We start from the raw sequence: 13,635 nt of genomic DNA, 5'->3' as shown, positions 1-13,635 counted from the left end.
GGGGGGGAGAAAGTCTTAAGTAGCGGGCACCGGCATAACCAGGGAGGTGATGAGGTAATACGCCCCCCAGCCCACAAAAGCCAGCAGAGTCGCCCATACCCAGGCCGGGATAATCTGCGGTGTTTCCGACGCTTTTATCACGAACGAGTCGGTCCGCTCGCTGCCGTAAGCCGTCACGGTCAGCGGCACCACATCCGAAACAATATCGTCGTTTTGCAGGCCCAGCACCGTGATGGCCGGGCCGTTGCGCACGATGAAGGCGATATTCTGAATACCCTCTACGCCGCTGGACGAGCGGGCCACCACGCGTAGCGAGTGCGGCCCATCGACGAGCCGGGTCGTGTCGAGGTCGATTTTAACCGGCGGGGCGTAGCGGGCAAACGGCACGGGGTTATCGTCCAGAAACAGCAGTACCTGCTGGTCTTCGGAGACGGAAAGTGGCGCGGTAGTAGGCATAGTGGGGTAAGTCTTCATGTCAACTAGGAGAAAGAAATCTGCCGCCGGGCTCGATTACGCGCGCTGTCGGGCCGTAGCAGGAACCAGAAAAAACACGCGAAAACAACCACTACCACGGCTATCGAGCCATACAGCATGGCGTAGTCGAACCAGCCCCCCGGCCCTACGCCGTGGGTGATGTTGGCAAATCCTTTGGGCTGTCGTTTTTCGCAGACCGGACATGCCAAAGCCGGCCCCGCGAGCAGCAGGCTGAGCAAGAGTAACAGCAGGTTCTTTTTCATGGCAGGAAGAAATTGAGCAGGTATTCAGAACGTCATGCTGAGCTTGTCGAAGCATCTCTACCGCCTCGTTGCAGTGGTAATTAAACGAAGCGGTAGAGATGCTTCATCTGGCGTCCGCGCAGTCGAAGCATGGCGTTCTTTTAAAGAGCAGCCACCGGCTTCACCAAAGCCCGGAGCTGCTTCACGAAATCGGCAGTGACCGGGGCGGCGGTGTTGCCCCAGCTGCTACGCTCGTGGCTCACGATGGCTGCAATTTCCGCGTCGGTCAGCTTGGCGGCGAAGCCGGGCATCACGCCATATTCGGGGCGGGCATTGTAGCCTTCCAGGATGATGTTCACCATAAGCGTGGCGTCCTTGTCGTTTACTACGGAACTGCCTTTCAGGGGCGGGAAGGCGCCTTTCAGGCCTTCGCCATTAGCCTGATGGCAGGCCTGGCAATGGGTGGTGTAGAGGGCCGCCCCGTCGGGGAGGACGGCCGCCCCGGGTGCGGCCATCGGGGCCGCGCCGGCCGCCGCACCCAGAGCGTTTCCGGGCGTTGAAAAGGCCAGAAACGCGGGTTCTTCGCCCGTGGGCAGCTCCGCCTGCTTAAGCGAGAGCAGGTAGGCCACCAGATGTTGCGCCTTGCGCGTGGGCACGATGGTCGCCCGGTTGCCCCGCTCGCGCCAGGCCGCCGGAATGTTCAGGGCCAGGCCCGCCGGGGTGCCGGCCACGCTGTCCTCAAACAGCCATGGGAAGGCTGGCATGATGGACTCTTTTACCACGCTGCGCGGCTGGTAGAGGTGCAGCAGGTGCCACAGGTCGCTCGGCTGCCGTTCGCCTACTTCGGTCAGGTCGGGGCCGGTGCGCTCCGAGCCCAGCGTGGAGGGCGTGGCCCGCCACACGTCGAGGCGCTTGCGCCAGGCGTAGTCGGCCGGAATACCCGGCCGGCCGCCCCAGGTTTTGTCCATGTCGATGTTGCGTACCTGCTGGGTGTGGCAGGCCACGCAGCCCTCGCCAATAAACACGCGCAGGCCCGCCTGCTGCTCGGCCGTGAGGGCCACGGCAGTGGGCAGGGGCGCGTTGTTGGCCTGAATCTGGGCGGCGGGCTGCACGGCAATCAGTACCGTGAGCCCCACAAATACCCCGAAAACGGTACCCGTGAACAGGCGATGATTTTTATACGGACTCCAGGATTTCATGAGGGCGGGGTTCGGGGGTGGTAACGGGGGGCGCCGGAGCCGGCTTGCGGGGGCGCAGCATATCGACCAGGTTATAGAAAAACACGAAGTGGGCCAGCAGCATAAATGTGCCGCCAATAGCCCGCCACAGCCAGTAGGGGGCCATCAGGACCACCGATTGCATGAACGGCTCGCCCGCCATCCAACTCATACCCTTCAGCGTGCCGCCAATCATCAGCGACATGGCGTAGCCGAGCAGGCCCACCAGCGCAAACCAGAAGTGCACGCCCACCAGCGCCTGCCGCGGCTCGCGGCCCTGCAGCCGGGGGGCCAGGGTGTAGATGCAGCCCCAGAGCATGAAGGCCACAATACCGTACATGGTAATGTGGGAGTGGGCCACGTTGAAATCGGTGAAATGCCAGACCAGATTGGTGTAGCGCAGCGCCTGCAACGAGCCCTGAAACGAGCCCACAAAATAGAACAGCACGCCCAGCAGCATAAACGGCAGCGAGTAGGAGTCGCCCACCCGCTTGCGGCCGCCTTTAAAGGTCATCAGAAAGTTGATGGTGCCGGCCAGCACCGGGATAATCATGCCCACGCTGAACACAATGGCAATGGTTTGGAGCCACCACGGCAGCGGGCTGAAAATGTAGTGGTGGGTGCCGATGAGCGAGTAAAACAGCAGCTGCGTCCAGAAGGCCAGCACCCCCAACGAGTAGGAATAAATGGGCTTATTGAGCGACATGGGCAGAAAATAGTACATCAGGCCCAGCGTGAAGGTCATGAACCACATGCCCACGCCCATATGCATGTAGTAGCCCTGAATGATGGTTTCGCCCATCCCGTTCTGGTACCCCGGCAGGTAGGTCACCACCGTGAGCACGATGCCCCAGACCGTCGCGCCCAGGATGTACCAGTTCGAGATGTAGAACTCTTCGGTGGTGCGGGCCGCCACGGTCTGGTAGAAGTTAGCCAGCGCCAGAATCACGCCCACGGCAAACAGCAGCGCCACGGGCTAGATGTACTCGCGGTACTCGCCGCCGCCGTTGTTGATGCCCGCCATCAAACAGGCCGTGCCCAGCACCACGCTGGCGTTTATCAGCCAAAGCGTCCACCAGCCCAATTTAAAGCTGAATAAAGGCGTGTTGTTGGTGCGCGCCACCACAAAGTAGCCCAGCCCCAGCATGGCCAGCGAAGTCCAGCCCCAGAACACCATATTGGTATGCACTGGCCGCAGCCGCCCAAACGACAGCGCGGCCACGTGGTCCACGTCAGGCGCTACGAATTTGACGCCCGCGTACCAGCCCACCAAAGTGCCCAGCACCAGCCAGAAGGCCGCGCACAGCAGATACGCCGACACGAGGCGCACCAGCTTGGGGTCGAGGTTGTCGAGGCGGGCCACCGACCGTTTTTCGTGCAGCCAGGGCGAATGCACGTCCATCTCGACGTGCCGCACCAGCCCCTGCGGGTCGCGGGCTGGGTTGTTGCTGCCCAGCTCCGCACCCTGCAGGCCAAAATGCTGCGCCTTCTCCCGGGCCACGATAACCGCCAGTTGCTCGGGCGAGAGGTTGGTCACCGTCTCATCGAAGCGGCCGGCTTCGTTTTCGGTGGAAGGCGGCTGGTTGCCGCGCACCAGCGAGGCCACGCGCGACACCAGCACAATGGCGGCCCCGATAACAATGACGAGCAGCAGCGCCAGCATACCCAGCACGGCGGGTTGCGTGAGCATCGGCCCTTCGGCGGGAGTGGCCGACTGGGCCAGCAGAGCCCCCGGCCGCCGGCCAGTAGCAGCCCAAGCAGCAGGCTGGCGGGGCCGGCCATGCCAAATGGCAGGTTTTTCATCGAATCACCTGGTAAAATGAAGCCAGATAAACGCCGGGAAGCGGCGCTTACTCAGTCAGGTTCAAAGCTACCAGCCCTTGCAAATTCCTGATATGATAAATCTCAACCCAATGGATGACTTTTGTCAACTGCCGTTTAAGCGCTCGGCTTACCAGTGCGCCTGGCGCAACTTCTCGGGTTCCAGTACCCGAATGGTGTTGGGCGTCAGCGCAATCAGGCCGTCGTGCTTGAACTCGTTGAGCGTGCGGCTCAGCGACTCGGGGGCCGTGCCCACCATAGCGGCCATATCGTCGCGGGTGAGCTGGATGCCCGCGGCGGCGGCTTCGGTGCCGGCCTGCTGCTCGTGCAGCTGCACCAGCGTGTCGGCCACGCGGCGGCGGATGGAGCTGTAGGCCATGGCCAGCAGCAGCTCGGCCTGCCCGCTTACCTGGCCCGCCAGCAGCCGCACAAACTGCTGGCCCACCTCGAGGTTGCGCAGCAGCAAGGCCTGCCCGAGGGCGAGCCCATGGCGGCGTTGCTGCTGAGCAAGCTTAAAGAGGCGGTTTTGCCCACCGCCGGGGAGTAACCGGGCTTTTGCGCCGTTTAGCGCCATTGTAGCCCGCCCGCGTCCCGCTTTCGGGCGTGCTCTGAATCGTGCGCGCGTCCAGCATGACAGCAGTAGGCTTGGCTGCACGACCGGCCAGCACGACCGGCCAGTTAGCGGGCCAGTTCGCGCAAATCGGCCAGCAGATGTTCGAAACAGCGGTTGTCGCGCCAACGCGCCCCCTGCTGGTAGACGGCCGACCAGGGCGGCAGGTCGTGCGGCAGGTAGCGCCAACCACAGCCGGTTTTGACCAGGTAGCGCACGGCATTGAACAGCGCGCAACGAATGCTGCCGTTGCGGGTCATCCTCTCGTACCAAGGCCAGATATGGCGCCACAAAGGCCCATTCTGCATCCGTTACATCACTGGGGTACCCGACTTGCTGGTCATATCCCTGATTTAACGCACCAGGCCATAACAGCCTCTAGACTGCCTCGCCCAGATGTATCCTTTTAGTTTGCCAAAAGGATGATTCAGGCAGCCCAAACGCGCCTAACCAGAGTTGAAGCAGGTAGGCTTGCTGTCCTTTAAAAGGCCTGGGCCCGCTGGTGAATGTTCCGGCGCAGGGCATTAAAGAACTGGTTGCGCTCCTTTTCGCCCACATCACTAATGAGAGTAGACTTTTTTATTAGGTTTTCGAGGTTGGCAAACATAAAATCGTTGAACCCTTCGTCGCGCGTGCCCAGAAAGTGCAGCACGCTGTGGTTAAGATAAGTAAAGCGGATGTTGTCCAGCTCAACCAACAGGGTGTTGTCGCCCAGAATGAGTTCATTCACGAAGAGGCGGTAGGGCAACGCCGGGCTGCCGGGTTGGCGCAGAATGCACTTTACCCCTAATTCAGCTTGGTATTCAATGGCCCCGATGAGCTCTTCCACTTTCTGGTAGAGCAGCTGGGCATCGGAGGGGGTAGCGAAAGCCCCCGACTCGCGGTAGAAGGCTATTTGCCGCAGGGTGCTGTTCAGGCTTTCCACGTTCCAGATTTCGGTGGTTGGCAGCTGGCTATACAGCTGCACGATGCGCTGGCAGATAGGGTAGCAGTCTTGGTAGTGCGGGTCGCCGAAACGGAAGCGCACGCCTTTGAGGCTGTCGTAGTGCAGGATGGATTTCATCCAGAAAAACATCTTGAACTCGGCCAGTTCCGGAATCTGGAAGTGGTAGAACGGCGGAATATCCTTGAGCAGATAGTAGAGGTGCCGGTGGCCGAAGCTGTTCATGAGCTGCAGCTGGCCGAGCATATTAGTGAGCCAGCCCTCCAAAGTTTTTGTAACAGCGGCCTGGGGCTTACCCGTGAAAATAAGGGCGTTGCTGGGCAGGTTCAGCAGCTGGTCGAGCGAGATGTGGAAGTGCGCTGCCAGCTTGCCCAACTCGTCGATGGCCAGCGGCTTATCGCCCCGAATGCGGCGGTAGGCGCTGTCGTTGCTGATGCCGAGCAGGTTGGCAACCTCATCCACCAAGGCCTTGTGGGGCGGCAGCTGGCTTTTCACCAATTGAAAGAACTGGCTTTGCGTAGTGGTTGGATTCATGCCTGTTGATTTTAGGGGAAGCGGCAAAAGAGGCGCAAATTATTTGCAGAAACTACTACAGGTCCGCGCGACTACCGGGCTCCTTGGCGCAAAAGCCTGCCAGGGTCATCACCCTGCCGGTTAGTTAATGGGTTTTTGCAAAAAGCTGCTATACAGGCATTTTTGGCCATTAGGAATTGGGAAAGCGCAATTATATCTTTAATATATAGTATTTATAAACAAGAATATTAACAAGCGAACTGCTGTGGAAACCGGGCAGGCCGGAAAGTACTTCGGCCCGGCCGCAATCAGCTCTATTTCAATGCTCATTCTTCCGCCTAACACCAGGAAATCGTGCAAGCAATTTTACTTCTGAGCAGTTCGGCCGCATGGGGGCATTGCCGTCGGGCATTGGCTCTTTGCGGCCTGTTGCTGGCTGGCCTGGGCAATCCGGAACACAGCTTGGCGCAAGACATCATTGTGTGCATCAACGATACCCGCATCGAGGCGCGGGTGCTGGCCGTGAAGGCCACGGCCATCTCCTACCAGCATTGGACCGGGCCCGATAGCTCCATAACCATCATCAGTACCGATTATGTTCGGTATATCCGCTACCACAATGGCACTCAGCAGAATTTTGCTTCAGTTGTGCCGAAGCGACTGAGTGTTCTGAAGGAGCGAAAGCCGGTGAACCTGGGCCGCAACGTAGTGGGCATCCGGCCGGTAGATTTACTCTCAATCAACGCCACGCTCACCTACGAACACCTGTTTGGCTCCCGGCGTCGGGTGGGGCTAAAAGTGCCGCTTACGCTGAAGCTGGTCCACGCCCGGGCCGAAAACTATTATTCCTGGGTCGTTTACCAGAGCAGTTCCTGGGGTTATTATCAGAGCAATAAATTCTTCGGAACCGGGTTGGAGCTTAACTTCTATACGGGGCCGCCCGCCCGGTTTCGCTACTTCTTCGGTCCCGCTTTGCAGTACGGGCGGTTCCGCTACCGCTCGGGAGAGCAATACATGGGCGAGGCGGACTTTTTTGGCCTGAATCTGGGCAAAGTGTACCGCTACGAGGACGCGGTGGGTGAACATGTTGCCCTGCTGCTCAACAACGGCGTGCGGTACCAGGTGGGTAAGCGGTGCGTGTTCACGGGCGAAGGCGGCATCGGGTGGCAAACCAAGGTGCTCGACAAAGACCACAAAAACCTGGATACCGAGGAATTGGCCGGCAGCGACTTCAAAATCGCCGTCAACCTCGGCTTTGGCTATCAATTTTAACCCCCCTGCCCCATGAAAAACCTGCTGCTTCTTGCTCGCCTGCGGGGGAGCATGCTACGCTTGTTCCGGCGGCCGAAGGTGATGCGGGGCATCGCCTGGCTCCTGCTGGTGGCGCTGCTGCCACTCCATCTCAGCTGCAGCTACTACTACACCCGCAACCAGGCTGTAACTGCCCCCACGCTCACCACCCTGGCCGATTCCAAGGTGTTTGTGGTGCACCAGGGCGCCGAAACCTGGCAGCTGGTCAGCCCGCGTTTCAACGGAGAGGTATTGGAAGGAGTGAAAGCTGCGCCCTATATGCAACTAGCGCAGCACAGCCAGCCACCCGTGGGCGGTACCTCGGCCCGCTACAATGTGCTAGATAAGAACGTGGTCCTCAACGTGGTGCACCTCTATATTTCCGAGCACCAGGAAAGCCCTGGCCAGCTGGTGCGCATTCCGCTGGCGGCCGTACAGCGCCTCGACCTGGTGGAAAAAGATACTGGCCGCACCACTGCTTCCTACCTGCTGGTGGGGCTGGGCATTGCGGCGGCCGTGTTCGTCATCGTGGGCATTATCGCGCTGCTGCTCAAGAGCTCCTGCCCGTTTGTGTATGCCTATGATGGCCAGAATTACCATTTTGTGGGTGAGGCCTACGGGGGCGCCATTTTCGCCCCGTTGGAGCGCGACGACTACCTGCCGCTGCCCGGCATTGAGCCGCAAAGTCAGCAGTATCGCCTCAAGCTCACCAACGAGTTGCGGGAGCGGCAGTATACCAATCTGGCTGAGCTGTGGGTAGTGGCGCACCCGGCCAACACGCAGGTGCTGCTGGACCAGCACGGCGGCGTGCACACCGTCGCCCGCCCGCAATTGGCCATAAGCGCCGTGTCGTTGGCCGGTGCGGACTGCGCCCAGCAGTTGGCTGCGGCCGACCACAACGCTTTTCTGTTCAATGAAGAGCTGGCGGGTACTGCCGTTCGGAACATCACCCTCGCATTTGCCCGGCCCGCAGCGGCCCGCACGGCCAAGCTGGTGCTGCGAGCCAAAAACTCACTCTGGCTCGATTACCTCTACGGTGAATTTGCTAAGAAATTCGGCTCCTACTACACCCATTGGGCCTCAAGGGAAAAGCAGCTCCCCGCCGCCACCATCAACCAATGGATGCGCGACCAGGGCATGCCGCTGAAGGTGTATGTGGCAACCACCCAGGGCTGGCGGCTGGTCGAAAACATTCCCCTGGTCGGCCCGCTGGCTGCCCGCGACCTGGTGGTGCCACTCGACCTGACCAACGTGCCCCCCGGCCCGGTGCGGGTGAAGCTGGAGGCGGGGTTCATGTTTTGGGAGGTAGACTACGCCGCCCTGGATGCCACCCCGGACCAGCCCTTCACCCTGGAAAAATGCCGCCCCCAAACTGCCCTCGACGAGCACGGTCTGGACCAGGCCGGCAACCTCGCGGCCGACGATGCCCAGTACCTGCAGCAGCCCCATCCCGGCATGGAAGTGACGCTGAGTTACCAGTCCCGGCTGGAAGCGCCCACCACGCAGCCCGGCCGCAGTGTGTTTCTGCGCACCAAGGGCTACTACGAGCACATTCGCCACTACGAGGGCCTGCCGAACCTACCGGAACTCTACGGATTCCGCAAGCCCGGCCGCTTCATGGAATTCTCGCAGGAACGGTATTACGAAACCGCCCGGCAGCTCAACCTCACCGCCCTGAACCGTTGATTGTTATGGAAACATCTACGCTCTTGCCGCTGCCCGTGCTGAGTGCGGCACTCCGGCCCGCTCCGGTGGCCACCCGCCCGGTGGCGGTGCCCACCCTACGGCCCACCGTGCTGGCTTCACCCCTGAAAAAGAAGCTGCTGAAGGCCCTTTTTACGCTGGTAGAAGCGGGCCTGCTGCTGCGGTTTCTACGTCGGCCAGACAAGGTGCGGCAGGCGCTGGCGCTACTTGAGGAGCGGCGGCGGGAGTACTTCGGCGCGTTTGTGCCGCGCAAGGTGGCCTGCGTAGCCGGGCGCTACTACCGGGGCTACCATAGCCCGGGCTGGCCGTCGGCGGCGTACACGTCCTACATCGGCACGGCCATCAACCGCTTGGTACCGTTTCGGGCCGAGCAAAACACGCTGAACATGGTGTTTCTGGCCATCACCAAAAAGTGCCCGTTGGCCTGCGAGCATTGCTTTGAGTGGGAAGCCCTGAACCAAAAGGAATCCCTCACGCTGGCTGACCTCCACGCCCTGGTGGCCCGGTTCCAGGACAAGCAGGTAACCCAGATTTTCTTCAGCGGCGGCGAGCCCATGGTGCGCGTGCACGACCTACTGCAAGTGCTGTCCGCCGCCCGGCCCGGCACCGATTTCTGGGTGATTACCTCGGGCTTCAACTTCACCTGCGCCAACGCGCTGAAGCTGAAGCAAGCCGGCCTGACAGGCGTTTCCATCAGCCTCGACCATTACGTGCCCGAGTTCCACAACCGCTTCCGAGGGTCCGATAAGGCTTTCGAAAACGCTATTCAGGCGGCCACCTACGCGCAGCAAGCCGGGCTGGTAGTGAACTTGGCCGTATGCGTCACCAAGGAATTCACCACGGCGGCCAACTTGCTGCGTTATGCCCGGCTGGCGCGGCAGCTCGGGGTGGCCTTCATTCAGCTGCTGGAGCCGCGGGCCGTAGGCCACTACGCCGCGCAGGAAGTATCTTTGAGTGCCACGCAGACCGCCTTGCTCGATGCTTTTTACGAGCTGCTGAATTTCAGCCCGGCCTGCCACGACTGGCCCATCGTTACCTACTACGGCTACCACCAGCGCCGCCTGGGCTGCAGCGGCGCCGCCGACCGGTTCCTGTACGTCGATACCGACGGTGACTTGCACGCCTGCCCGTTCTGCCAGAAAAAGAGCGGCAGCGCCTTGTGTGGTTCGCTGGACGAAGGCATGAACCAGGTGCGTGCCAACGGGTGCCAGCTGTTTCATCCCACGGCAATTTGACTGGATGCCCCGGCTACTCAGCGTTGGTATGGAAACAACTGTATTCATTTTTCAAGTACACCAGTTGAAGCTATGCCCTTCAGGGCAAGACTTTAGTTGCTACTTATCTTCAGACGATTGGTAGCGTTGCCGGACGAAACAGTTTCTCCTGCTAGACGCAAAACGCCCGGAAAACCGCTTCTGTTGCCAGATGAGCGACTTTCCGGGCGTTCCGGGATTAAATACGTGAGCCTCCTGTCGGGATCGAACCAACGACCTACTGATTACAAGTCAGTTGCTCTACCAGCTGAGCTAAGGAGGCGGGGAAGTGGCACAAAAGTAGGCCTTGCTTGTGAACCTGCCAAGCAATCGGCTGAATTTTCCCGATTCGCTGTACTAACTGCCTAACTACCCGGAAAATAAAAATACCCCACTACCTAAGCAGCGGGGTGTTTTTATCTACTTCAATACTGCTATGGCCTAGCTGCGCACGGCTTTTAACTGCCGCTTCAGGCTTTCAATACGGCTCTGGGCCTCATCCACGCGGCTCTGGTACTCCTGGCGGAGTTGGGCGGCGTTTTTCGAGCGGGCGAAGAACTCCAGGTTGGTCTGCAGGGTCGAGATGTCGTTTTCCAGTTCGCTGATTTCCCGGCGCAGGGCCTGCTCTTTCTTATAGAGCAGCTGCTGGGAGTCGGGCGAGGCCTTGAGGCGCTCTACCTGCAGGCTGAAGAGCAGGTCGGTACGGTCCTGGTAGGCCAGGTCGGGCACCTGGGTGAGGTACTGGGTCATCAGCTTCTGGAACCGATCCTCGGCCTGAGGCCGGGTGGCTCCGTCGAAGGCGCGCCAGCCGGCTACCTGCTCGCGGAAACCCTCCAGCGTACCGGGCTGCTCGGCCGAGAGGCCGGCAATGGTTTCAGCGACGGTGGCCAAGTGGTTGGTCTGGTCTTCGCTGAGCTGCTGCACCTGCTGCTCGCGCTGACGGCCTTCCTCTTTCTTGCGGTCGAAAAAGGCGTCGCAGGCGGTACGGAAACGCTTCCAGATCTTGTCCGACTGCTTCTCGGGTACCCGGCCCACCAGCTTCCACTCTTTCTGCAGTTGAATAACGGTCTGGCGGCTGGCTTCCCAATCGGGACTCTGGAGGGCGGCTTCAGCTTGCTCACACATTTCGAGCTTGCGCTTCAGGTTCGTGCTTTTCTCCTCATCAAGGGCTTTGAAGAACTGATTCTTCTTCTGGAAAAAGCCTTTGTAGGCGCTCCAGAACTGCTTGTTTACCTGCTCGGCCTGCTTGCGGGGCACCAGGCCGGCGGCATCCCACTGCTGCTTCAGCTGCTGCAGCTCGTCAGTTTTGCTGCGCCACTCGTTCACGCGCTCCGTTTCGAACTCGCCGAAGGGCGTAAGCTGCTCCAGCAGGGCCGTTTTGCGTTCCAGGTTGGCGGTTTCTTCGGTGTTGCGGACCGTCGAAGCCTCCTGCCGGCGGCCGTGCACCAGCTCCGAAGCCTGCAGGAAGCGCTGCCACAGTGGCTCGCGCTGCTCGTTGGGCACCGGCCCGATGTGCTTCCACTCCTCATGCAACTGGCGCAGCTCCTGGGTGGCCTTGTTGATGTTGGGCTGATCGGCCAGGGCCTCGGCCCGCACACTCAGCGCCTCCTTGGCTTCCTGGTTGCGGCGGCGGTCCAGCTCCTTCATCTCGAAGAAAAGGCCGCGGTTGTTGTAATAGATGTCGAGCAGCGCGTGGTAGCTGTTCCAGAGTTCCTGCGAGTCGGTCTGGGGCACCGGACCGGTGTTCTTCCAGTCGCTTTGCAGACTCTTGATGCGGGCTGAACTGTCCTCCGTCTCGGCCGACTCCACCAGCTGGCGTAGCTGCGTGAGCAGCTCCTGCTTGTGGGCCAGATTCTTGCCACGCTGCTCGTCCTCAGCTTTGGCATCGCGCACCTTGCTGGCGCGGAACTCCTGGTAGGATTGCTGCAGCTCCTGGTGGCCCGCGGGGTCGGTCGAGGCGAAATTCTCAGCCGTTCCGCCGGCTTCCACAAACAGCCGGCGCTGGTCGGCGCGGTCGGCCTTCAAGCCGGTTTCGTAGCGGCGGTAGAGGTCGGTGATGGACTGGCGCTTCTTGCCGGCGTTGGACTGCCCCATCAATCCACGCAGGTGGGCCGCTTGGCTGCCCAGATCGAGGCTATCGAAATCGACTGTAGATTCCTCTGACTGAGCCTTCGCATCGGGCGCAGAAGCGGCCGGGTCGGGCAGAGCCGGAGCGGCGGGCTGGTGGGCGGTGGTGGTAGTGCCGGGGCTGGCCGGAGAATCAGACGAAGTGGGCAGCGAGCCGACGCCGGGCGTGGCTTCCAGCGCTTCGGCCACGGTTTCGCCGGCCGGCACGTCTACCACGGGGGTTACGTGCGGCGCTTCTGCGCTGGTAGCTTCGGCTGCCAGGTCGGGCGCGTTATTGGGCTCGGGCATTTCGGCCGGGGGCTCGGTGGCAGTAGGCGCGGGGGGCAGCGGTACGCTGGTGGGCAGCTGGTTATCAGTGGCGGGAGGCGTGTTGGGCTGGTCGGCGGCGGCGTGCGTGGCTTCCGCCGTTTCCGTGGCGGCGGCCTATGGCTCGGCCGTGCCGGCACCGGCTGGCTGGTCGGTGGGCAGGGGCGTAGTTCCCTGGGCGGGCTGCTCGGTAATGTCGTCGGCGGCCACGTCAGTCGCGGCGGGCTGGTCGGCGGCTAGCTCCGCCAGGCGGCGGGCCAGAATCTGCTGGGGCGATTCGGCGTTGGCGTCAGCGCCGGAAGCGCCGGTGGGGGTCGGTTGGTCGGGATGCATAAGGGTCGGCGAAAACTCCCCGCAGCGGGCGGGGCACAGTGGTTGAATTTAGCTGTTAGCCAGTAGCTGACAGCTGTTAGCTCTTGTTATGGGTGGCTCTCTATGGCTGGGTTTACAGAAATCTACGTCTGAACGGGCGCTTATCGTCGGTTGTTGAACAAAAAGCTATCAGCTACTGGCTGTCAGCTAACAGCTTAGTTTAAACTTGGGTCGGTGGGGTAGTTGGAAAGCATCCGGTAGCGGCCGCCCTTCTCGCGCAAAATGGCCTGCCAAAAGGCATCGTTAGTCAAAGTAAACACTTTCGCGGCAGCATCGGGCTCCACAATCCATACTTTCTCGCGCACCTCGTCGGCCAGCTGCCCGTTGGCCCAGCCCGAATAGCCTACAAACAGTCGTACTTCGGCGGGTGTCAGCTCGCCCTTGATGAGCAGTTCCAGCAGCCGGCCGAAGTCGCCGCCCCAGTACACGCCCCCGCCCAGCGCCACGGCATCGGGCAGTCTGGCGCGCTGGTGTACAAAGTGCAGCGTGTTGGGTTCGACGGGCCCGCCTACCCCCAGCGGTGTGGCCGCCGCGGGCAGGGCCTCGTCGCTGGGCAGCGTCAGTACGTCGGAGAGGTGCAGGTTAGCCGGGCGGTTGAGCACAAGCCCGAACGAGCCTTCGGTTTCGGAGTGCGCGCACAGCAGTACCACGCTACGCTCGAAGTTGGGGTCGCCCAGAAAGGGCTGGGAAATAAGCAGGTTGCCAGGGCGAAGTCGGGCCATTGGGTTAAGCTGTTAGCCTTTAGCTGATAGCTGTTGGCTTT

Annotated in this window: 11 protein-coding genes, 1 tRNA gene and 2 pseudogenes; 3 read left to right on the top strand and 11 right to left on the bottom strand. The window is 61.1% G+C overall.

The features are described 5' to 3' along the window. Window positions 1-15: 15 nt before the first annotated feature. The 7 genes and pseudogenes from D0N36_RS10710 to D0N36_RS10680 form a co-directional block, all read right to left on the bottom strand. The gene (locus tag D0N36_RS10710) at window positions 16-474 is read right to left on the bottom strand and encodes a cytochrome C (RefSeq protein WP_242478875.1); all 459 of its coding nucleotides are present in this window, start codon (window positions 472-474) and stop codon (window positions 16-18) included. A 5-nt stretch (window positions 475-479) separates the two neighbouring features. Then, window positions 480-737, bottom strand: a complete 258-nt coding sequence (locus tag D0N36_RS10705; RefSeq protein ID WP_116941384.1) for a hypothetical protein — start codon at window positions 735-737, stop codon at window positions 480-482. Between the two features lie 140 nt (window positions 738-877). After that, window positions 878-1,915: a cbb3-type cytochrome c oxidase subunit II gene (locus D0N36_RS10700; protein ID WP_116941383.1), complete on the bottom strand. Its 1,038-nt coding sequence runs from the start codon at window positions 1,913-1,915 to the stop codon at window positions 878-880. Beyond that, a pseudogene (locus D0N36_RS10695) lies at window positions 1,893-3,335 on the bottom strand (cbb3-type cytochrome c oxidase subunit I). Before D0N36_RS10695 ends, D0N36_RS10700 begins: the two are co-directional and overlap by 23 nt. Before the next feature lie 549 nt (window positions 3,336-3,884). Then, window positions 3,885-4,133 (bottom strand): Crp/Fnr family transcriptional regulator, encoded by a 249-nt coding sequence (locus D0N36_RS19610; protein ID WP_242478879.1) that lies wholly within the window; start codon window positions 4,131-4,133, stop codon window positions 3,885-3,887. Window positions 4,134-4,308: 175 nt separating this feature from the next. Continuing rightward, a pseudogene (locus D0N36_RS19605) lies at window positions 4,309-4,739 on the bottom strand (transposase); the annotation flags it as partial. A 106-nt stretch (window positions 4,740-4,845) separates the two neighbouring features. Next, window positions 4,846-5,841 (bottom strand): helix-turn-helix domain-containing protein, encoded by a 996-nt coding sequence (locus D0N36_RS10680; protein ID WP_116941380.1) that lies wholly within the window; start codon window positions 5,839-5,841, stop codon window positions 4,846-4,848. Window positions 5,842-6,282: 441 nt separating this feature from the next. Between D0N36_RS10680 and D0N36_RS10675 the strand changes: the two genes are divergently transcribed. Genes D0N36_RS10675 through D0N36_RS10665 form a run of 3 tightly spaced genes read left to right on the top strand, consistent with a single transcriptional unit; the run spans window position 6,283 to window position 10,049 of the window. Next, window positions 6,283-7,092, top strand: a complete 810-nt coding sequence (locus tag D0N36_RS10675; protein WP_147320834.1) for a hypothetical protein — start codon at window positions 6,283-6,285, stop codon at window positions 7,090-7,092. 12 nt (window positions 7,093-7,104) lie between these two features. Then, a complete protein-coding gene (locus D0N36_RS10670; protein ID WP_190242622.1) occupies window positions 7,105-8,796 on the top strand; it encodes a hypothetical protein in 1,692 nt (563 codons plus the stop codon). Window positions 8,797-8,801: 5 nt separating this feature from the next. Continuing rightward, window positions 8,802-10,049, top strand: coding sequence for a radical SAM protein (locus tag D0N36_RS10665; protein ID WP_190242621.1), 1,248 nt, complete (start codon window positions 8,802-8,804; stop codon window positions 10,047-10,049). 228 nt (window positions 10,050-10,277) lie between these two features. Here the strand turns inward: D0N36_RS10665 and D0N36_RS10660 are convergent. The 4 genes from D0N36_RS10660 to D0N36_RS10645 form a co-directional block, all read right to left on the bottom strand. Beyond that, window positions 10,278-10,350: transfer RNA gene (locus tag D0N36_RS10660), tRNA-Thr, on the bottom strand. A gap of 158 nt (window positions 10,351-10,508) precedes the next feature. Continuing rightward, the gene (locus D0N36_RS10655) at window positions 10,509-12,482 is read right to left on the bottom strand and encodes a DUF349 domain-containing protein (RefSeq protein ID WP_116941378.1); all 1,974 of its coding nucleotides are present in this window, start codon (window positions 12,480-12,482) and stop codon (window positions 10,509-10,511) included. Between the two features lie 135 nt (window positions 12,483-12,617). After that, window positions 12,618-12,833, bottom strand: coding sequence for a hypothetical protein (locus D0N36_RS10650; protein ID WP_116941377.1), 216 nt, complete (start codon window positions 12,831-12,833; stop codon window positions 12,618-12,620). Window positions 12,834-13,027: 194 nt separating this feature from the next. Then, window positions 13,028-13,594: a YqgE/AlgH family protein gene (locus D0N36_RS10645; protein ID WP_116941376.1), complete on the bottom strand. Its 567-nt coding sequence runs from the start codon at window positions 13,592-13,594 to the stop codon at window positions 13,028-13,030. Window positions 13,595-13,635 lie beyond the last annotated feature (41 nt).

This window comes from Hymenobacter lapidiphilus, from assembly GCF_003417065.2.
GTDB lineage: Bacteria > Bacteroidota > Bacteroidia > Cytophagales > Hymenobacteraceae > Hymenobacter.
This window is presented reverse-complemented; position numbering and strand designations above follow the sequence as displayed.